Genomic DNA, 20,197 nt, shown 5'->3' with positions numbered 1-20,197 from the left:
TCCATGACCGCGCAGGCCGTCGAACTCGCAGGAACGCAAATCGAGAAGCACTCGTTCCCGATGACTCTTTTTGCCTCGGCGCATCCCTCGCACGACTCGAAGCTCGAATCGCGCTGGAAACGCTGCTGGGATCTCGAGCAGACGGCAGAAGAGATCCCCGTGCTCGACTCGTTGGCGTTGCGGGGACCGCGGTCCGTCGAGATTTCGTTCAAGGCTGCATAGATCGGATCCATCAACAGGAGGAAATCTACAAATGAGTGCTGCAGAGACCGCCCTGACCGACATCTTTCTCAGTGAAGAGTTCCAGACGAATCCGGCCGACGTCGTAGCGCGCGTCCGTCGCGAGGATCCGGTCCACTACATCCGAGAGCTCGATGCCTGGATGGTGACACGCCACGAGGACGTGAGGTCGCTCTTCACCGATTCGCGGGTCACCAACGATCGTCGCGCCTATGCGAACTACTCCCTTCCGCCCGAAGGCACCACGGCACGGTGGATCGCCGAGAACGGACCGTTTGCCGCCCCACCCGAGCAGCACGCAAGGATGCGCCGGCTGGTTTCCTCGGCTCTCACTCCACGTGCCGTAAAGCGAATGGAGCAACAAGTTCGTGATGTCGTCGCTCAGTACGCCCATCCGTTGCGCGGGCGAGTCGGCTTCGTGGATCTGTTTGAAAAATTCACGGAGCCGGTTCCCAACGTCGTGATCGGACGCATCGCAGGTGTTCCGCCGAATGGGACCGACGAGCTGCGTTGGCGCACGCTCGGTAGGGAAGCGGTTCGCGGCGTCTCGCCGTTTCTCAGCCCCGAAGAGCGAAAGCGCTCGGAAGACGCCATGACGGAACTCTGCGACTACGTGCGCGTTCTCGCCGCCGAGCGGCGACGACGTCCTGAAGCCGACCTCATCACTGATCTCGTCCAGACCCACGACGAGGACGACCAGATGACGAATGACGAAATCGTCCTGATGGTCGCTGGCCTCGTTGCTGCTGGAACCGAAACGACCACGATCGCCGCCACGCGAGGACTCCGTTCGCTGCTGCTGAACAAAGGCGAAATGCGAAGACTCTGGCGACACCCAGAACTGATGGCCAACGCCGTTGACGAGCTCATGCGCTTCGATTTCGGCTCGATGGGAATGCCACGCTACGCCCTCGAGGACTTCTCGTTCCACGGGCGGGACATCAAGAAGGGCCAGCTGATGCTCCTCAGCTTCATTGGGGCACACCGCGACCCAGACGTGTTTCCGGACCCCGACAAGCTCGATCTCGGGCGAGACGTGAAGGCCTTGACGATCTTCGGTCACGGTCCGCACTACTGCCTGGGCGCCAATCTCGCCCGGCAAGAACTTGCCTGCATGTACGAGGCAGCGCTCGAATTCCTCCCTTGGTGCTCCTCGCTCGTCGAAGACGCCGTCAAATGGACGCGCTTCGGCATGTTCAGCCGAATCGAATCCCTGCCGGTAGATTTCCACGAATGATTCATGTCTGAATCCGACGCCCCCGCGGCGGATGCCGCGTCTGTCGCCGGCCCAGATTCACCACGTGAGGGTCCGCGAGCCCCGAGCCTTCGTCGACGACTCGAACTTGCAGTCGCTGCGATCGGACTGGCCTGCCATCGACGCCCGCGCAGGGTGTTGGTGTGCGCCCTTGCGATCGTGCTGGGGCTGGCCGGCCAGCTTCCGAGGCTCGAGTTTCTGGCCGACGTCGACCGGTATCTGGACGTCGATGATCCGATCCGCCAAAGCTACGACCTGCTACGCGAGCAGTTCGGCCGCGACGACTTCCTTCTCGTCGCAATCACGCCGCCCCGAGTCTTCGATCCCGACTTCCTCACCGTCTTGCGTGAGCTGCACGAGCAGATAGAAGACGACTTTCCCTACGTCGACGAAGTCCAGAGCCTCATCAACGCCCGTGAGACTCGCGGCGAAGGCGATACGCTGATCGTGGGAGAGCTGTTCGACGAATGGCCTGACTCACCTCAGGCCGTTTCCCGATTGCAGCAGCTCGCCAGAGACAATCCCTTCTATCGCGATCTATTCCTGTCAACAGACGGGCGGACCGTCGGAATCGTGATTCGGCCCTTGACGTTTGCACCCGTCGATCTCGACGTGCTCGCCGGGTTCAGCGACGCGACCACCGACGGGGAGCCCGACGACGAGATCGAATACCTCTCAGAGGCACAAGTCGGAGAGCTCGTTGCGGCCGCGCAAGCGCTCGTTCGGACGTTCCGATCTACGCACCCGGCCGTCGAAATCGAGGTGGCGGGCTCACCGGTTCTGAACCGGGAGATCCAACAGCTCACGCTTCGGGAGCTCACGCGATTCTCCGGCTACGCGTTCATGGCCATCGGGGCTCTCCTCCTCCTCGTCTTCCGACGCTGGGCTGCCGTTCTGCTCCCCATTACGCTCGTGAGCGCCTCAGTCGTGGCGACGCTCGGCTTGATGGGAGCGACAGGCCGCCCGCTCACGTTCGTGAGCCAGATCGTCCCTTCCTTCATTCTTGCGGTCGGCGTGGGATTCTCGGTCCACCTCTTGGCGATTTTCTTCCAGAACCTCGATCGGGGGCAGGCGCGAGAAAACGCACTGCGTGGCGCGCTGCATCATTCAGGACCCGCGATCTTGATGTCGAGCCTCACGACGGCTGGTGGCATGTTGTCCTTCGTCCCCGCCAATCTCGTCCCGATTCGAGACATCGGATTGTTCATTCCGTTTGGCGTACTCGGTGCGGCGTTGCTCTCTCTGACCGCGCTCCCTGCCGTGCTTGCGCTGATCCAGATTCGGGCGCGCACATCGACCGCAGATACGGCCGATCCGATGACGGAACGATTACTCGAACACTGCGGGCGCATCGGAACTCGCTATCCAAAGAGCGTCATCGCTTGCGCTCTCGTCGTGTTGTCGGTGGCTGGCGCCGGTATTCCGAAAATCACGAGTGACTATGACCCGCTCGAACGGCTACCCGAAGAGAACGAGGCTCGGATCGCCATCGAATCAATCGATCGCACAATGGGCGGAGCGAGCGGAATGGAGCTCATTCTCGACTCCGGGCACGAGAATGGTCTGCACGACCCGCAGCTTCTCGAGCGGATCGAGCGCCTGCAGACATACGCCGAGGCCACCGATACCGAGGGCGTCCGAATCACAAAGACGATCTCCGTCGTTGATATCGTCAAGGAAATCCACCAGGCGCTCAATCAAGGGGCTTCCGATGCATACTCGGTAGCCTCCGATCGCAAGCTGATCGCACAGGAACTACTGCTTTTCGAGAACGCGGGCAGCGACGATCTCGAAGAAGTCGTGGATTCGAGATTTCAGCTGGCGCGGGTCACGTTGAAAGCGCCTCAAGTTGGAGCCGGCTCTCAGATCAGATTTCTCGAAGAGAACGTCGAGCCGCTCCGCGCCATCGTGCCCGAGGCAAAGGTCGAAGTGACCGGCTTCTTTGCTTGACCGCCACCAAGATGCCGAGTGGGGCTACTTCAGTCTCCCTGAACTGCGGTCCCTAAGGACTCGCAGCGGAATAGAAGTCGACCGAGACCTGCATTGGACGCCCACACGCGCCGGAGCCATTCAGCGAATCGCCAGACGGTATTAGCTCGAAGATCCCCAGAAGACCCTCTCCTTTCTATACGCCGCGATTATCTCTGCAAGGCTCGCTTCCGGATTCTGAAGCGCTCTCGCAAACACCTCCCTGATCTCACGATCTGCTTGCTGCTCCCGCTCGATCTGCTGCGGATCAAGTACTCGCCCACAGGTCCCACAGAGCCTGTCAATCGGGGCCGCAAGTGCGCCACAGGCACACGTCCTCCGAACAGATTTCTCGGACTCTCCTGCGGCGACCTGCGAGGGCCCGAGCTTTCGACTCATCTGATTCGAGAAGACGTCTTCGGCGCTAGAGAGATCGTAGGTCTTGAGCTGCTTCGTTGATGTCCAGCCCGCAACGTGCTGGATCTCCACGTCGGACTCCCCGCGCAGCCGGCGTATAGTCACGCCGTTCCGCTTCAGCGAATACGCGGTAATCCGTCGCTCGATTCCGAGTCGAGCACACGCGAGGCGTAGCTTCTTGTTGATGTTCGCCGGTGTGAGTTGGCGATCCTTCTCGCCGGATGCAATGAAGAGAAACGCCTCTCGATCATCGCGGTATGGATGCCGGGCAAGCCAACGAGCCACGTACGGATATGATTCAATGCAATGAAGAAACTTCGTCCCTTCCTTCCCGTGCGAGCTAACCCAGATCTTCGCGGCCCCATCTCTGATCTCGACGTCCCCTACCCGCGTGTAGCAGATCTCCTGGGGCCGCCCGAGCGACTCCAGCGCGAGGGCTATGTAGGCCTGCATCTGCGGATCGGTACCGAAGTACGCGATCAGCCGATCGATCTCACTCTCAGCCAGGCGGTCATTTCGCCGGCGCTGTCTACTCCTGTCTACCCGCGTGGAGACGTGCCTGACTGGGTATGGAACAACTCCATCTTGAACTCGCCCCCTTGAGTCAAGCTCCGGGAAGAGCTGCCCCCAGATGTACTTCATCGCCTTGAAGAAGGTCTCCTTTGATTCGCTCGAGTGGTTCACTGTATGTGCCTTCGCAACCATCTCATTGACGTCCTCCCGATCGCAATCAGCCAGATTCTTGTCTGTTGCCGCAGTCAGAAACAGGAGTATTCCCAGCAACCTGCCCCTCCGCGTGAAGCTGGTATCGCGGCTCTCGAAGATTCTGTGTAGTCGATGGAAGTACTGAAGATTGTCAGGGTTCTTGCAGTGGTATTTTCGACGGCCACGAACTCCATGCGAAGTCACCGGAAGTGCGAGCGCGTCGATGTTCGCAACCATCCGTTCGTATCTTCTCTTGTTGCCGTAAATATCCTCCTCTGCCATTGCTCCAGCTATACGAGGCATCGCGCTCTAATATTCGTTCACCTGGATAGGGTTCCGAACACGTACCGAACGCGGGAGATTGAACTTTCGGTAGCACGCCCCAACCGGGCATGATGCCGAAAGTTCGACCCCCAAACGCTCGTTTCGAACGCGTGATGCACTTTCCGTTGAGCGAAATACGTTCCTCAAGTACTTAAGCTTTTCGGTTTCGTTCCGGATTGCGAATCTGGCAACCACACGCCCTCCGACGACAATCGCCACTCGAGAGTCGAATTTCTCGGACGCTATCCGCAGCTGATCGTTCGCGTCGCCGCTTGCCCGTTGTGAACGCCGGCACACGACGCGTTCGGGCGGAAAACCTGCCCTTCACGCGGCGGCCGGACGCGCTCGACGCGCTCAGCTCTCAGACAGTCCACTGTTGTTCCCGGAATACCCACATCGCTCTTAGCAATGTTGTCCAGTACCACGGCGCGGCGACGCTATCTCCATTAGCGAACGACAGCCGACCTGACATCGGCAGCGCTTCGCTAGAAACTGTGAACTGAGCTCGTCTCGATGCGTTCGATAGAGCCGAAGAACGCTGCGCTATTCGATCAGTCGCGAACCAATCCACCTATCCAGATGAAGGTTTATCAAGCGAGATCGACTCCGCTGAGACATGAGAAGGAGACGAGTTTCAAGCTACTCATCGAACGGCAAGGAGTACCCACAGATTCGACTCTCGGGGAACTGGCTCAAGGAGCACGGCTACTACCCAGGAACGGAGTTCGAGGTGACGGCGGAGGATGACGTCCTACTCATACATCCGCGCTCCGATGCTCCCTCACGCCCGCGCTACAGCGCCGGGGACGAAGATCGACCGAGCAGCGCCTACTTCGACATTTCTGACTATCGCGTGGAGCTATCGCTCAGCCGGCCACAGACGACCGAGCGGCCGCCCATCCACGGGCCTGCTGATGTCGCGCGATTCTTGTCACCGCTCCAGGCCCTGGACCGAGAGGCCTTCTACGCGGTTCACATGGACGCCCGAAACCGGCTCTGCGGACTCGAGCAGATCTCGGTCGGCACCCTCAACGCTTCCCTCGTCCATCCAAGGGAGGTCTACAAGGGGGCTCTGCTGGCCAATGCCTCCAGAATCATCGTCGCCCACAACCACCCCTCAGGGAACCTGGATCCCTCGAAGGAAGATCTCACGGTCACGAAGCGACTGTCGGAAGCGGGCGAGATTCTCGGAGTCCCGCTCCTCGACCACGTGGTCGTCGGAGGCGGTGGATACAGATCGATTTCTAAGGATGCGAAGTAACTGGGAGGCACGACCGCACGATCTCAATGCCTGAGCACATCATGCTGCCTACACGGGACGACCGATCCAGTTGAACTGTTAATAAACTCGGGCTCCTTATCCAGAACATGACGCCCGATGAATTCTCAGTTTCAGCGTGGAAGTGCCACACCTGCGGCGAGGCCCTGGACCAGGGATCCCGAGTCATCGTCGCGGAAGACAGCGTGATCGGCATCAACGAGTTTGTCCCGAAGAGCGACAGAGATGACCTGCTGGTGTTCTGCTCGGATGAACATTTTCTCGACTACAAGATACTGGACGACATCCACAGCTATCGCGGCACATCCATGCCACCGATCGTTGCCAACACGAGTGCACCGAATCAGCCAGCATGCGATCGATGCGGAGCTCCCCTCGGCTACGGCATGCGAGCGATTCGCGTGCACGACTCAACGATCGACGAGCTCGATTCGACGCGTCCGATCGACCCCAGCGACTCGAGCCTCTTCTGCTCGAAGCACTGCGCTGATCATTCCATGCTCTGGTTTCGATCACAGTCGATCGCAGACGTCTGGGATGAGGTTCAGCGCCGCGTGGAGGAACCATGAGGCGAGCTCCCGTACTAGATCCACACGATCCAGCCGAGACCCCTGATGGGGCGAGAAGCGTCAACTCTGAAGCGTCGAACTATCCGGAGAAAGCTTTAAAAACCGAGAAGTCGCTGTCTAGACGCACGCGCGTTCGTGGCATTCGAGTGCGAGCGCGCCGTACAACCCGTCGCATGGACAAGCGTATTCCACAGATATCACCCAGGTTGCTTCGATTACCTGCTTTGGATCGACGCCAACGAATCCTTGTTGTCGTGGATCAGCCTCTGACCGCGACGCAGTGCTCCGCGAGAGCGAGAGTCCCGCGTAGCGAATGCTGCGCCGTTCTCCGCCGCCTTCACGCGGATCGACTCGTAGTCTGCCTCAATCCCGGAGCCGTCAACCATCGCGTCTACTGGCTCACCACACGCGGGGCCAAGATGCAGGCCAGCCTCTATCGGGATCAAGAGCTCGAGCCACCAACACTCACCTATCCTGACCTCGACTGGGAGCTCTATGGACGAACCTGCTCGACCCATCGAAGCCTCGTCATCCGAGCGCTCCGCGAGCCGATGCAGCCGGCCCGTATCCGTCTGCTCGCAAAGATGCGCGACGCAACGATTCGCATGAGCGGAAACAATGCGCGGGACGCTATTCGCTTTCTTCATGCGCAGTGCGTGGTCCGCCGGATTCCACGGAGAAGGAGATCTCACCCCTTCTACGAGCTCACGCAACCAGGCAAGAAAATTCAATGGCTCCAGCTACGAGCCAATCGTTGCCCATGGCCAAAGTAGCGGAGAGGCTCGAATCGATCGCGCGATCGTTTCGACGAACGCAGACCGCGTTCTCTCCCAGTACGCCGCGGGCTCAGCTCGGCCTCGAGATCGCAATACTCTCGGAAAGGCTGGATCGCGTCCGAGACCTCCACCGCGGCCATCTGCGTGAAATTCTCCGCGCGCAGTGCCGGATCGGAACGGATCTCATGGCTCTGGATTCGTACTTGCCCCGTATTCCGCGATATCGGGCTAAGTCACGCGACAATCTCAAGAATCAGCTGCTCACTCTGGAGCGGGATCGCTTGCGGCGATTGCGGGACCACGAGAGCGACATCTCTGCCTTGCAGGACGAGCTCTTCAAACGCCTGCGGCAGCATGCTGGTCTGGGAGGGACAGAATAGAATCCACCTCAGATCTCCTCGCGAAGCTGGAACCGATCATCGGTTCCAGCGTTCGGCGATGGAGAAGCGCCCTCCCCCTTTTGGATGCCGAATCCAGACAGCTTCTGGAGCGACATATAGGGGCCACAGCCCGAAGGATCCTAGGCGATTGGGCGGATTCGATTCTGCTGCCCCCGCCCCCGGCAGCACTCGCGGCCGGCCCGATTCATCTTGGCAGCGTGAAGTATCTCCAGCTTTCCCATCCATTCGGGCTCAGCCGAGCGGACCTGCTGCAGGGGATTGGCCTCTACGGGCGCTCGGGAAGCGGCAAGACGAACATCGTATTCGGGCTCCTCCGCCAGCTTGGTCAGCAAGGCATCCCGTTCCTATTTCTTGACACGAAACGGACCGTGCGACATTTGCTTCCAGTGCTGAAACGCGCCACGAACTTGTTCACGCCGGGGCGATCGCTTTCCCCGCTCTCGTTCAATCCGCTGATACCACCCCCAGGTCTGGACCTCCGCGCCCACGTCGCGCAGCTCATAGACGCCCTCGCGGCGGCCTTCACTCTCGGGGACGGAGCCAGAAGCCAGCTTCAGAAGCTCGTTATAGGCGCGTACGGGCCAAGCCAGCCTTGGCCAACGATCGACTCGATTCTTCAGGCAGCGCGTGAACTCGACGTTCAAGGGCGAGCCGTCGGCTGGAAGGCATCCATGGTCCGAGCCCTAGAGAGCCTCACCTTCGCAGGCGGCTTCGAGGCCGCTTCCAGCGACCCATCCCGCCTGGTTGATCAGCTTCTTGGGCAGAACACGATCATTGAGCTCGATGGCTTGGACGAGAAGGCGCAGCAGTTTCTCGTGTCGACGCTCATGACGTGGCTATTCCACCATCGACTCCAGGCTCCCGATCGCGAGGTGGTCCGCCTGATGATCATCGTCGAGGAGGCGCATCACTTCCTCTACCGCCAGGAAAACCGAGCAAAGGAGTCGGCGATGAACCGACTGCTCCGGCAATGCCGCGAGGTGGGGATCGGCGTTGTCGTTGTCGACCAGCACCCGCACCTCATCAGCAGCGCCGCGCTCGGCAACACCTACACGAGCATCTGCCTAAATCTCAAGGAGCCGACCGACATCAACCGAGCGGCCGCGATGATGCTGCTCCAAGAGAATCAGAAGCGGTACCTGAACCGCCTCCCGCTGGGCGACGGAATCGTCAAGCTTCAGGGACGCTGGCAGAAGCCCTTCATGGTGCATTTCCCAAAACAGGAAGTTGCGAAGGGGTGCGTCACGGATGCTGTGCTTGCTCACCATCTGCGCAGCGGAAGGGTGCGAGCAAGTTACCGGTGGAGACTACCCGCAGGACCCGACCCGATAGGTTCCAGCGCCGCGATTGGCGGCGCTCCAGAGTCGCTCGATATCCGTTTTCTTCTGGACTGCGATCAGCATCCACTCGACGCGGTTCGTACTCGCTACCGACGACTCGGTTTGAGCGCAGACCGGGGGACCCGGCTCAAGGACTCACTCATCGCTCGCGGCCTGCTCGCGTCCGCATCTATTCCTGTCGGCCAAACAAAGAAGCTTGTCCTGCGGCCCACGCATGCCGCGTACCGACTGACACGCGGCTCCGAGAGCTCCCGCTCCGAATCAATTGAGCATGCGTTTTGGAAGGAGTTCTACGTCGAGAAATTCCGTGCGGTCGGCTATGACGTTACGAAGGAGGCAGCGCGGCTCGGCGGACGGGTCGACGTAGTGGCGACCAGGGATTCAGAGCGCATCGCGATCGAGGTCGAAACCGGAAAATCCTCAGTCGCAGACAACATCCAGAACTGCCTCAACTCCGACTTCTCCCAGATCTGGATCGTTGCGACCAACGAAGCCGCATCCGACCGAATTCAAAAGGTAGTCGATGGCCTGTCAAGCCAGTCGGCACGACGCGTTCATCTTCTCTTGAGAGATAGGGAGCTTACGGGTGGTCACACCGCGTAGAATGCGCAAAGCCAGCAACCGAAAGGTACGTCTGGCGGGGAACCGTCCCGTCCGGCTCATCAGTCACACGATCGGCTCGTGAACTACGGCCCTATGCCAGCCCTCCACGGAATGAAGAATTTGAACACGATGCCTCCACTGCGGCTGAACCGCGAGGATCCTGTGTTCGTACTCGAAGCTGCTCCCCCATTTCGACCTCACCCGCACATCGCCTGATTCGACCGAGACGACCACGCCAACGTGTTCATCTAAGCCCGACGAAGCTTGATAGATCACGAGATCCCCGGGCTGCGACTCGCCGGGCTGTCTTTGCTCGAAAGCAACTTCATCGAGAATGATATGGAGATCGTGAACATCGATGGTTGTGTAGGGAAGCCCGAACGCCTGCCCCACACAATTGCACCGAAGGCACTCATCCAGAGATAGAGAAGGGAGTCGGCGAAATTGCGGATCTTCGCGTTGAAACTCGCGCACGCGCTCACGGTCTCGCTCAATCAAGATTGTGCGCCATTCCTCATCGTAAAGTCTGACAATGTTGTGTAGACGCCCTATCGCTCGGCTGCCGTGAGGGCCGACCACTCGCCAATCGGGACCGTAATGAAGGTGGGGAATGCGCCGATGATCTCGACTTGTCCTCAGCCTGCACCCGACCTGTATTTGCTCCGCGACACGACGTAGCGGCATCGGGCGTACTCCCACGCCTGCTGAAGTACACGTTCCCTATCGTCATCCTGGTATCGGTACCCGATCGGTTCGGGAACATCGGATTCGCAAATGCACGACAATGCGTAGACCGCCAAGTCGCTTGGCGGATCCGGTAGTCCTCGTTCGCAAGCGGATCCGACATAGGAGAGCAGGTAGGGCACGGCTTGGTCGAATCGGGTCTCAGCGAACACGAGAAAGGCCACACAGGCAGCCGCCATGCGAGGCCCCGGATCGATCCCGCGGAACTCGCACATCTCAAGAAGGTTCTTCCGCAGCGACCAATCATCGAACTCGAGGACTGATCGGACAAATCGCGAGTCGCGAGCCGCCCCCGCAAGATCGCTCGTCGTATTGAACGCGGTCACTCGATCCCTGAGCACAGCATCGGACTCAATCTCATTCTCGAGAGCCGACCAATCGTGATACGACGTCTCAACCTCTCGAACCACATCGCCTTCCACGGGCTGACGAGGCGAACCACGCTCATCGAGCTTCCGGTGGCGGAGCAGTTCAGGAGCGTCGTCGCCCAAGTAGGGCTTCTGGTGAGCTGACTCGATCTTTCGCGCCTGCGCCCGGAGACGGCTGCGCCTCCGTTCTCCCAAGAGCAGGCCTTCGCCGGAGGCCCTCGCTGAGAGGTCGAAACAAGTCGGATCTGCTTCTGAAGACGACGAGCCTGAGTCGACGAACCCTATGCCCAGATCGAGATCGATTTCATCGGAGCCTAGTAGCCCGAGGCGGTCGCCGAGATTCGACCCGAAATAACTACTTGATTGCATCTCGCTACTCTGTCCCACGTCCGGTGGGATTGATAGAAACGCGATCGGCGGCCGCCTCGAGTTTCGCCTGCTGTTCCGAGAATCGTTGGACGAACTGGCCCAACAGGCGCTGGTTGAGCTGAAACACGACATCCTCCTTGCGACCGTCGATCCCCATGCGAACGATGAGAACTGGAGCCAGGTCAACTACCTCATCGTCCTCCTCGACGGCGCGGAAGTCGATTGCGAATGCCAGGCTATCGACGGTATCGAGCGTACCGAGCGCGTGGCGGGTTTTTCGAACCTCAGCCACCAGATCGGTCCGCGTATCGAGCAAGGACCGCACGAGACCGCCGACGGTAGCCACGTCCTCGTCCGAACGGCCAAGAGTGCGGAGATCCTCGATCGCTTGTTCAACGCTGACGCGGGACGTCGCGATCTCGCGGAGCAGGAAGCGCACGACGTCGAATCCATTCGTCAGAGCATCTCTGCTCGAGCCGGTGCGCTGCTCCAGGTCCCTCAATTCTTCCGGCTGAATCTCGGCCAGAATCGTGTCCCGAGTGCGAAGAAGGGCCACCACTTCATTCTGCGCGTCGGCTGGCAGCGCCAGGAGCGACTCGAGGTCGCGGACGAAGAGTTCCGGGGCCTGGGTTCCCCGGAAAAGTCGTAGCCACTGCGTGGAGATGGGCTCCTCGGCCATAGGCGCTCCGATCCGGTAGCGGCGGCGCGACACAGCCTGGGCCTGCACGCCCCCTGGGAAATCTTTTGGGCAGGATCTCTGAGCCTGCCCAGCCTCATGAGACTCTACACCGGTTTATAATCGGTGCAAATTAATATTCACCTGCTAGGATGATTTTGTGGTGGTCAGCCAGGCCGAGGCCCAGGCCCAGCCCGCCTGGGCCGCAGACCCGTTCTAGGAGACAGTTTTGGAAAGACCCGCATTGAGCGATGTCCTCAAGGAAGCCTTCCGCGAGCGCGGCCTGTCGATCGCGGCGGCGGCTCGCGAGGCCGACGTCCCCTACGACTCCCTGAAGGGGTGGCTTCGAGACGGCCGCTTCGCCAAAGCCGACATCGCGTCGATCGCACGGGTCGCGGGGCTTCCGAGTGAGATCGACATTCTCGAGCGCGAATTTGCCGTCGATTGGACCCGCGGGCGCTCGACCGCCCGAACGCGAACGCGAGATCAACGGGACGCCCGCGACGGTCTCAGCATCGAACTCGCCAACTCGGAGATCGATGGTCGACTGCCCAAGCTCCGACGAATGATCAAGGAGAACTTGGCGAAGGAGATTCAGCCCCAGTTCGAAGCGCTCACCCAGGACGACATCTACGTCCACTGCAGCTTCGATCGCCAGCCCGAGGAGTCGAGAGCGGCGCACCTCGAAGAACTCGGGGCCCAGTTGGGCCGCGCAGTCACTCGAGGCGCCACCCTCATTTACCTCGTGCCGAGCCCGACCGCGCTCAAACGCGCAGCCTCCGAAGGCCTCTACCCGATTCCCGGCGTAGACAGCCTCACGGTGGCAGTCGAGCGCCTCAAGAGGGAGGTCCGGAAGTCGCTCGCCAATGACCTACCGCTAGACGACAGAATCCGGCTCATTGCGTGCGACTCGAGTCCGTTCTTCGTCCCCGGGCATCGCTACGCAATCTTCCGGTACCGGAATCCCCGGCGCTCCACGACGGGCACGCGATGTTTCGGGTTCTTTCCGATGGGCGACGACGAGAAGGAGCTCGAGTTCCATGCGCCCATGGGCGCGGACTTCACGCATTCCTTCTGGTCGTTCTGTGAGCACCTCCTCGAGGCCCGTTCGTCGGCCGCCTGATGACGACTGCGAAACGGCGGGCTCCCGGACGACAAGAATCCACGTATGAGGGGATTAGGAATGACATCCGCTCGAGCGAGCGGAACGGTCCCATGGGGACACATCCGGACAGTCACTCAGACGAGAAGCCCCTCGGCTCATCTTGACGCGACCTGAAACTTTATGACCCGACTTTCTCGACAAGAATTAAAAGAACCAAAATACACTTATTGATTTGGACCCATCCTCCGCTAGGGTCGTGTCAACCAAGACACGATCGGAGGTCGGGTCTCGATGCAAGACGCTCGCTGCTGCCCATACCGACGACGCCCCTTGCTCCGGAGCCGCGCCGGTCGGCTCGTTCGCCAACTGATCGGCGAGTTCCGAGCTACCCCGCGTCGCCCCCGCCGCTCCATTCCCGGTCTCGCCGAGGTCGCTGTCGCCCTCCCCTCGGAGAGCACCGATGCGTGACGATCACGGCGACGACGCTGGCCTCCCGGTCCCGCCCCCTCGCACGTCGCGAGAAGTCCGCGATCCGCGACCGCCTGTACCCACCCGCCGATGGACGCTCGTCGACGCTTGGAACGGGTGGACTCGCTACCGCGAGATTCGATCCTTTCTCCGGAGTTCCACCCGCCAATACCTGAGCCGAGTGACGTATGGGCAGCTCACGGGCCAGCCCGTCGTCGAGGACGAGGCCTTCGCCGCCATAGCGCTCGAGTTCCGCACGCAGGCGAATCGCAATCGAGTCCGCGTCCGCGGGATGCTCTTTGAAAATCGGGTTCGCCAAGCCGGCGAGGCCGCCGCGGAAAGGGCCCGAGACGCGATAGCGATCCGGCGGGCACGAATCGAGTCGCTCGGGGTCCAGCTCTCCGACCTCCGTCAGGACTACGAGGACTCAGTTCGCCTCGCGATCGAGTCGCCGCTCCCTGACGAGCCGCCGAACGAGGAATCCGTCCGCGCCAGCCAGCGTGCGCGCCTCGTACTCGGACAGCTGAATCGATTCCACTGGCGGATCGCCCTTGGGCTAATAGCCGCCGTCGGCCTCGTGTGCCTCGAGACCGGGTTGGTCTTCATGACCCTCGACCCGATTCTCGGGTCTACGGCTGGCTCAGCGGGCCGACTCCTCCCGGTACTGAGCCCCATCACCAGCCTCGTGCTCTTCTTACTGGCGCACTGGACCACAAACTCGAAATCCAAGCCCGCTGTCCGCTGGATGGCGGGCGTGGGCCTCGTCGTCATCTCCGTCGTACTCGCCTTCCTCCGGATGTCGTTGGTTGAGGTCAGTCCGACATGGGAGTCAACCCGCATCATCGGCTTCATCGTCGGGATCGGCATCCTCTTCGTCGTCCCTCCGCTCGTGATGCCGTTGGTGGCGACGCAGTCCGTCGAGGTCGCTACCGAGGCACTGGACGAGCGGACCGCCTTCCTCGCACAGAACGCGGATCGCGTCGTCGACGCGAGAACACAAGCCCTCGTCACTCGGCTTCGCCGACGCTGGTCGGCTGTCCGTCGCGAGGTCCGGACGCGGACCCGGTCCCTCTTCCAGACGACCCTTCCGCGCGAGATCGCCCGACTCGAAAATCGGATCCTGGGCGAACAGGCCGCGACGAGACGATTGGTCGACCGAGAGGTTCGGCGCGCCTTTCGTGAACTCTCGGGGGAAATCGACTCGACTGCGCGGCAAATCGCGCGCTGGGCAATCGACGAGCGGAGGCAGCGATGAGCGCACGAACGAAGCCCTCCACGCAATACCGCCGTGCACTCATCTTGTTCTGCATCGCTGCCCTCGCCGGTTGTGGTCGCGAAGACACCTCGAATTTTAATCTTCTCGTCGATACCAGCGGATCCATCGGCCCCTCCGTGTCGAAGCGAATTCACGACGCGGCCCTCGAATCGATGAAGACGTGGGCTCTGCACAGCGAAACTGGTGACGTCTATACGCTCTGGTGGCTCGCACCGGCCTCCGCCCCGTATCCGGCCGAGAGTCGATCGTTCACGTTTCCAACGCTCGCCATGCCAGCCTTCCAAGCCCGTAAAGCGGCGGTCGTGGATCTCGTCAGCCAACTGAAGAAGGCCCTCGGCGACCTGCCGTCCGGTGTCGGCGAGACCCCCCTTCTCGAAGCGGTGCACCTGATTTCCGCGACGCAGACCGAGCCCTACAGCCTCGTCCTCTACAGCGACCTCCACGAGGAGAGTCCGCGGTCGAGAGCGCTCAGACGAAGCTCCGGGACCGCCGAGAGTCCGACCCCGAGATGGATGCTCGAGCTCTGCCCTCGCGTCGGCCAGCCCCCCGATGAGATCCGCGTCTACTCCTGGCCGGGCCTCATTGGCAGCAAGGTCAACGTCGCGCAATACACGCGCGATCGGAGCGATTTCGAGGCGTTCTTCGCCGAGTGGGCGCCGAGGGCGCGCCGCATTTTTTTCCGGATCGACTGACCCCCACAAGGAGAACATCACCATGACCAAGAAGACCATCCAGCTCAACGGTATGAACCGCGGCGGAAACGCACACCTGCAGGAGCTGCTCCGACTTGCGCCGGACGGCGTGCGCGAGAGCGAAGTCCAGATCGTGGACCCGGAGCCGGGCCGGGCTCTCGAGCGGGCGACGGACCTGCGGTCGCAGGGGATCACCACCTCGCACGTGGAGGACCGCGCGCCGCGTGAATCGAACGCGACGTACTGCGCGACCTTCATCGACGACGCACCAGCCACGGCAGCGATTTGGGAAGGGACTACGCTTCCCAACCTCCACCAAACAGCCCTTCTCTTGTCAGACGGCCACGCCGGGCGGGGTCTCGGATTCTCCAACGCGATCGTCGCCGCCTCCGGACCGGGAATGACAGCGGCGCGAAGCGGCACCCAAAAGCTTCTCGACCGCGTCGCGGATGGTGCAGGTGAGCGTACGACGTCGCGGGAGATGACCGACTGGGCCGCGAACGCCGACCCAACCGAACGCGCACGCGCCGTTACCCACGCATCCACTGCGTCGCGCACCGCGGCCTTTCTCGAGGGCGTGCCGGTCCAAGACTGCATCGAGCTCATCGACGGTGCTTCGGGGAACAACTACGACATCCGCGTCGAGGAAGTCCAACCGGATGCCCGCCGGACCGATCTCCGACGTGCCGTCGTTCACGACATCCTTGTTGAGGACACCGACGATCGGGAGCGCCGGGGCGTAGCCTTCATCGACCGGGTCGATCCGGTCATGTTCTTCGTGCTGGCCGTGAGGCGTCGTGACCGCTGGGTTCTCGAGCGGATGTTCGAACTGCCTCCTCGACAGTTCTCGACCCCGACGATGCCCATATTCTCTCCCGCCGATGTACGGGGTGGGGTGCTGCAGAGGGAGGCCAGGGCGCGATCTTCGCGTCGTCGCTCCCTCCTCTCCGAGGTCAAGAACACCGCACGGATTCTTGTCACCGACTAGCGAATCGCCTCGGAGATCCCCGCGAGGAGTGCGCCTGCATCCCCAGCATAGAGGAGGCCCATACGGTGAACCCATTCAATCTGTTCTGGCTTCTGCGGCTCCTCCAGATCCTCCTCTGGATGCTGTTCGGTACGGCGCTCGGCGCCATCGCGCTGCTCGCCACCTACCTGGTCGTTCGCCTGTGCTGGTTCGCCCTCGAATACCTCGACACGGAGTTCTTCAACACGCCCTGGTTCTTCTAGACCGAGCTCCCCGAAGGAGAATGTTGAATGGCAGGATTTCGCCGTCTCTTCAGAAACCGATCACGACCGGTGAAGCGGATCGTCGAGTACGACATCCAACAGGGCGAGGTCCCGATGGTCCCGATTCGGTCCGTGAACATTTCACGCTCCGAGGAAGGCTCGATCGATCGAACGGTCGTCGTCGAGCACCGCTACTTCGAGACCTGTGGCTGTAGTGCGACCGATCTCGCCGCCGGCGGGCGATGCCAGGTTTGTCGGGGAGTCGCCTGCGCCCTGCACTGGTACCTGTGCGCTCGCTGTGGCCGGGGCATTTGCAGCCGGCACGCACAGGCCGGCACCGACGGGTCCGGGGCACACCTGTGTCCTGAATGCGCGCTGTGGACGGCCCCCGTCCGAGGTCTTGCCCGAACGCTGGCTCTTCTTCGGGGTGGGTGATGGCGAGGCGCGATCGACAGGATCTGATCGATGAGATCGTGTGGGGGTCGAAACGCGGAGCGTTCGAATCGGATCTCGGGCAGAGCCTATTGGACGTATGGCGCGCCGGTGAGGCCGACGCATCCGACATCGAGATGATCTACGAACTCACTCACCCCCTCCGCATGAAAGCCAAATTCGGGGAGGAAGTCCCGTTCCGCGTTCCCCCTCCTCTTGAGGGCGACTTCATTCTCGGCTTCCTGGATGACGGCCGGCCGATCCGTGTTCCTCGAGACTCCTTGACGCGCGGAACACTGATCGCCGGACATACGGGAGCAGGGAAATCCAATCTGCTTGCGTTTCACGCGCTCCAATGGGCGGCGATGCGGAACGTCGCCCTTATGTTACTCGACATGTACAAGACGCAGGCCCGTCATCTGCTCCCGTATTTTGCGCGATGCGGGAAAGAGCTCATCGTCCTCACACCGCGCGCCTGGCCTTTCAATCCGCTTCAGTCGGACGATCGCGATCCCATTGCCCACGCCGCGCGGTTTTCGGACATCCTTGCCTCACGCGTTGGACTCCCGTCTAGGGCACGCGCTCTCTTCAGAACGACGATCCATGAGCTCTACGCCGAGTACGGCATCTTCGACGGGCCGCGCACGGAATGGCCCTGCCTGCAGCAAGCCCTCGTTCGAATAGAGTCTAAGCGCGGCCAGAACCCCGCTGCGAGAGACGCGGTTCTCGACCGAGTCGGTTCACTCGTCGAGTCTCACCCGTTTCACCGCAATGCGTGGAAGCGTGGATGGCCAGCATCGGTTTTCGCGGAGCACTCGATCGTCTTGGAGATGAAGGATGCCTCGGAGAGCGCGAAGCAAATCATGCTCGAGACCACACTGTCTTCGATCTTCAACGACAAGATCGATGAGGGAATCGTAAACGGCCCGCTTTCGCTCGTGATCGCACTCGAAGACAGCCAGCGATTCTTCAGCGAACCGTCGGGAGGCGACATCGTGAACCCGACGGTGATCGAGCAGGCGGGTCTGATCCGCGGGAGCGGCCTGGCACTGCTCGGAAACGTTCAGACGGGCATAGGGCTGCCGAAGAGCCTCAGCGCGAACATGGGGACGCGATACGTCGGGCCGCTTGGGACCGCCGACGACTATGTGCGTTTCGGCGGCGACATGGGGCTCTCGCGCGAGCAGATCCAGTGGGCGAAGCACAACTTGGAAGCGGGACGATACATCGTTCAGACTGCCGACGGTCGATGGCGACATCCGATGCTTCTTTCGATTCCAGAAGTCAAGGTACCACCGACCGTCACGGACGAGGACGTCGCCCAAAGCGTGTCAGCGCTCGATCACATCCCGACCGTTCCGGCGCCCGAGTTCTCGGATTGGCCCGGAAGGCCAGTCGAGGTGAAGACCGAGGGCGGGCGCGAATCCGCGGCCGGTCCGAGGAAAACTCAGAGCGAAGCATCCGATCCTAGCGACCAGGAGAGTCAACCCCCTCAGCTGCCGCGTACGCTGAAGAAGGAAGACCTCGATTACCTCGAAGCCATAGCAGGGAGTCCAGTGGACTCGACGACGGCGCGAGACAAGCGTCTACACATCAGTGCATGGAAGGGGAACAACATGAGGGCGCGCCTCCAAGCGGAGGGACTTATCAAACAACGCCGCGTCAATCCTGGCACGCGAGGAAGCTCGCGGGTTCTGCTCGAGATCACCCCGGCTGGCCACGCGCTTCTTGATTCTCTCGGCGTCAGAATCGAACAACACGGACTTGGGAGGGGAGGCCCGGTCCACATGTGGTGGGTAGCGGCACTGAGAGATTTCGCGGTCGGACTGGGGGCCAAGTCCGACATCGAAGACGAATCGAGTGGCGCGCGGGTCGACGTAACGATTCGCCTCGAATCGGTCGCACCAGTTGCATGCGAGGTCGAGACCAGCCCGGGACACGAGATGGCGAACATTCGAAAGGATATAACCGCCGGATTCGAAACGATCGTGAGTCTCGTCGAGTCCCCTTCTCGCATGCAGCTGATCAGGGCGAAGGTCGAGTCGGAGCATGAAGCTGAACTCCGACAAGGAATCACCATCGAAGTGGCTCGCCTCGTCGACTTTCGAGAGGTGTTGGAGCGCCTCCTCGGGACCGGCAGTCGCTCGTCTGGCAAATCGTTCTGATTTCTGAGGCTCGGATGAGCCCCGAATCATAATCAGAACCGAAGACCGAGATCGAATTCATGGGTATCAAGAGAGACGACGTCCCCTGGCGGGAGCTCCCCCATCTTCGAATCGACGAATGCGTCGAGCTCTCCGGCCTTTCCCGAAGGACTGTTTCAGAGGCGATCCGATCGGGCCGTCTTGAGAGCCGGCGGCTTGGACGTGTACGGGTGGTTCCCACGCGAGCCTTCCGCGTCTGGATCGGAGAGATCGGTCCCGATGATGACCCTCACGCTGAGCCAGACCAACGTCCGGATGTCCAGACACGCGTGGATCGACTGATCCGAAAGGTGGGGTAGTTTCGTGATAATGAGCGCGAAAGTGAGACATCGACCGGGACGCGGCTGGTTCGTCCGGGTCTACGCGGACGGAAAGCAGTTCGACGAGAAATGCGCCAGCGAGTCCGAAGCCATCGCCATGGCCGAGGAGATCAACCGGCGCTCGAGCGGACGTAGCGCCTGGCTCCGACAGGGCGCGCTACCCCTCGATCGATGTCTCGACGGCTGGCTCGCGAGCCACGGCCCCGAACTCGCGCGCAGTACCGAGGCGAACGCGCGCAGCTTGATCCGAAACCATCTCAGCCCACATTTTGGTTCTGTAGACCTCAGAAATCTATCGCGTGAGGATCTGATCGAGTTCGCCCATGCCAAGCTCGAATCGGGCCTCGCTCCGCGCACCGTCGAGACGGCGCTTTCGGTCGTCCGGCGAGTCTGTGCACTTCATGTGGAGGAAGGGCTGCTGAATCGAAATCCAGCC

Annotated in this window: 17 protein-coding genes; 14 read left to right on the top strand and 3 right to left on the bottom strand. The window is 61.3% G+C overall.

Annotation, left to right across the window (positions count from 1 at the left end; all coding sequences use genetic code 11):
* Positions 1 to 3 precede the first annotated feature (3 nt).
* Genes NXI30_19360 through NXI30_19345 form a run of 4 tightly spaced genes read left to right on the top strand, consistent with a single transcriptional unit; the run spans position 4 to position 3,590 of the window.
* On the top strand, positions 4 to 222 hold the full coding sequence (locus NXI30_19360) for a hypothetical protein (protein MCR9096389.1): 219 nt from the start codon (positions 4 to 6) through the stop codon (positions 220 to 222).
* Between the two features lie 31 nt (positions 223 to 253).
* Positions 254 to 1,477 (top strand): cytochrome P450, encoded by a 1,224-nt coding sequence (locus NXI30_19355; GenBank protein ID MCR9096388.1) that lies wholly within the window; start codon positions 254 to 256, stop codon positions 1,475 to 1,477.
* Positions 1,478 to 1,480: 3 nt separating this feature from the next.
* A complete protein-coding gene (locus tag NXI30_19350; GenBank protein MCR9096387.1) occupies positions 1,481 to 3,445 on the top strand; it encodes an MMPL family transporter in 1,965 nt (654 codons plus the stop codon).
* Positions 3,438 to 3,590, top strand: coding sequence for a DUF2958 domain-containing protein (locus tag NXI30_19345; GenBank protein MCR9096386.1), 153 nt, complete (start codon positions 3,438 to 3,440; stop codon positions 3,588 to 3,590). The genes NXI30_19350 and NXI30_19345 overlap by 8 nt, the downstream gene beginning before the upstream one ends.
* On the opposite strand, the gene NXI30_19340 is transcribed toward NXI30_19345, so the two are convergent.
* Positions 3,587 to 4,867, bottom strand: a complete 1,281-nt coding sequence (locus NXI30_19340) for a site-specific integrase (GenBank protein MCR9096385.1) — start codon at positions 4,865 to 4,867, stop codon at positions 3,587 to 3,589. The genes NXI30_19345 and NXI30_19340 overlap by 4 nt on opposite strands.
* 658 nt (positions 4,868 to 5,525) lie before the next feature.
* On the opposite strand from NXI30_19340, the gene NXI30_19335 reads away from it, so the two are divergent.
* The 3 genes from NXI30_19335 to NXI30_19325 all read left to right on the top strand — a co-directional run bounded on the left by NXI30_19335 (position 5,526) and on the right by NXI30_19325 (position 9,877).
* Entirely contained in the window at positions 5,526 to 6,170 is a 645-nt protein-coding gene (locus NXI30_19335) for a hypothetical protein (protein ID MCR9096384.1), read from the top strand.
* Between the two features lie 107 nt (positions 6,171 to 6,277).
* Positions 6,278 to 6,757, top strand: coding sequence for a hypothetical protein (locus NXI30_19330; GenBank protein MCR9096383.1), 480 nt, complete (start codon positions 6,278 to 6,280; stop codon positions 6,755 to 6,757).
* Between the two features lie 1,374 nt (positions 6,758 to 8,131).
* Positions 8,132 to 9,877, top strand: a complete 1,746-nt coding sequence (locus tag NXI30_19325; protein MCR9096382.1) for a hypothetical protein — start codon at positions 8,132 to 8,134, stop codon at positions 9,875 to 9,877.
* Between the two features lie 63 nt (positions 9,878 to 9,940).
* Here the strand turns inward: NXI30_19325 and NXI30_19320 are convergent, their stop codons facing one another.
* Together NXI30_19320 and NXI30_19315 are read right to left on the bottom strand one after the other, a co-directional pair.
* Positions 9,941 to 10,375 carry a hypothetical protein gene (locus NXI30_19320; GenBank protein MCR9096381.1) on the bottom strand — a complete coding sequence of 145 codons (435 nt, stop codon included), beginning with the start codon at positions 10,373 to 10,375 and terminating at the stop codon, positions 9,941 to 9,943.
* Between the two features lie 137 nt (positions 10,376 to 10,512).
* Positions 10,513 to 11,376, bottom strand: a complete 864-nt coding sequence (locus NXI30_19315) for a hypothetical protein (GenBank protein ID MCR9096380.1) — start codon at positions 11,374 to 11,376, stop codon at positions 10,513 to 10,515.
* Positions 11,377 to 11,443: 67 nt separating this feature from the next.
* Here NXI30_19315 and NXI30_19310 point away from each other — a divergent pair, with 67 nt between their 5' ends.
* From NXI30_19310 to NXI30_19280, 7 genes are all read left to right on the top strand, one after another.
* Positions 11,444 to 12,007, top strand: a complete 564-nt coding sequence (locus NXI30_19310) for a hypothetical protein (protein MCR9096379.1) — start codon at positions 11,444 to 11,446, stop codon at positions 12,005 to 12,007.
* Positions 12,008 to 12,278: 271 nt separating this feature from the next.
* Positions 12,279 to 13,157 carry a hypothetical protein gene (locus NXI30_19305; GenBank protein ID MCR9096378.1) on the top strand — a complete coding sequence of 293 codons (879 nt, stop codon included), beginning with the start codon at positions 12,279 to 12,281 and terminating at the stop codon, positions 13,155 to 13,157.
* A 631-nt stretch (positions 13,158 to 13,788) separates the two neighbouring features.
* Complete coding sequence (locus NXI30_19300) at positions 13,789 to 14,862, top strand: hypothetical protein (GenBank protein ID MCR9096377.1); 1,074 nt, start codon at positions 13,789 to 13,791, stop codon at positions 14,860 to 14,862.
* Positions 14,863 to 14,999: 137 nt separating this feature from the next.
* Positions 15,000 to 15,575, top strand: coding sequence for a hypothetical protein (locus tag NXI30_19295; GenBank protein ID MCR9096376.1), 576 nt, complete (start codon positions 15,000 to 15,002; stop codon positions 15,573 to 15,575).
* Positions 15,576 to 15,597: 22 nt separating this feature from the next.
* On the top strand, positions 15,598 to 16,563 hold the full coding sequence (locus tag NXI30_19290) for a hypothetical protein (protein MCR9096375.1): 966 nt from the start codon (positions 15,598 to 15,600) through the stop codon (positions 16,561 to 16,563).
* 65 nt (positions 16,564 to 16,628) lie between these two features.
* Positions 16,629 to 16,805 (top strand): hypothetical protein, encoded by a 177-nt coding sequence (locus tag NXI30_19285; GenBank protein MCR9096374.1) that lies wholly within the window; start codon positions 16,629 to 16,631, stop codon positions 16,803 to 16,805.
* A 434-nt stretch (positions 16,806 to 17,239) separates the two neighbouring features.
* Positions 17,240 to 19,402, top strand: coding sequence for a hypothetical protein (locus NXI30_19280; protein ID MCR9096373.1), 2,163 nt, complete (start codon positions 17,240 to 17,242; stop codon positions 19,400 to 19,402).
* The last annotated feature ends 795 nt before the right edge of the window (positions 19,403 to 20,197 follow it).

Source organism: bacterium (assembly GCA_024742285.1).
In the GTDB taxonomy this organism is placed as follows: Bacteria; Myxococcota_A; UBA9160; order UBA9160; family UBA4427; genus UBA4427.
The sequence above is the reverse complement of the archived record's forward strand: the minus strand, read 5'-3'. Positions and strand labels throughout refer to the sequence as shown.

What these genes read in the sequence shown, in the direction of transcription:
- NXI30_19360 (MCR9096389.1), top strand. Translation starts at nt 4, where the DNA reads ATGACCGCGCAGGCCGTCGAACTCGCAGGAACGCAAATCGAGAAGCAC.
- NXI30_19355 (MCR9096388.1), top strand. Translation starts at nt 254, where the DNA reads ATGAGTGCTGCAGAGACCGCCCTGACCGACATCTTTCTCAGTGAAGAG.
- NXI30_19350 (MCR9096387.1), top strand. Translation starts at nt 1,481, where the DNA reads ATGTCTGAATCCGACGCCCCCGCGGCGGATGCCGCGTCTGTCGCCGGC.
- NXI30_19340 (MCR9096385.1), bottom strand. Translation starts at nt 4,867, where the DNA reads ATGGCAGAGGAGGATATTTACGGCAACAAGAGAAGATACGAACGGATG.
- NXI30_19335 (MCR9096384.1), top strand. Translation starts at nt 5,526, where the DNA reads ATGAGAAGGAGACGAGTTTCAAGCTACTCATCGAACGGCAAGGAGTAC.
- NXI30_19330 (MCR9096383.1), top strand. Translation starts at nt 6,278, where the DNA reads ATGACGCCCGATGAATTCTCAGTTTCAGCGTGGAAGTGCCACACCTGC.
- NXI30_19290 (MCR9096375.1), top strand. Translation starts at nt 15,598, where the DNA reads ATGACCAAGAAGACCATCCAGCTCAACGGTATGAACCGCGGCGGAAAC.
- NXI30_19280 (MCR9096373.1), top strand. Translation starts at nt 17,240, where the DNA reads ATGGCGAGGCGCGATCGACAGGATCTGATCGATGAGATCGTGTGGGGG.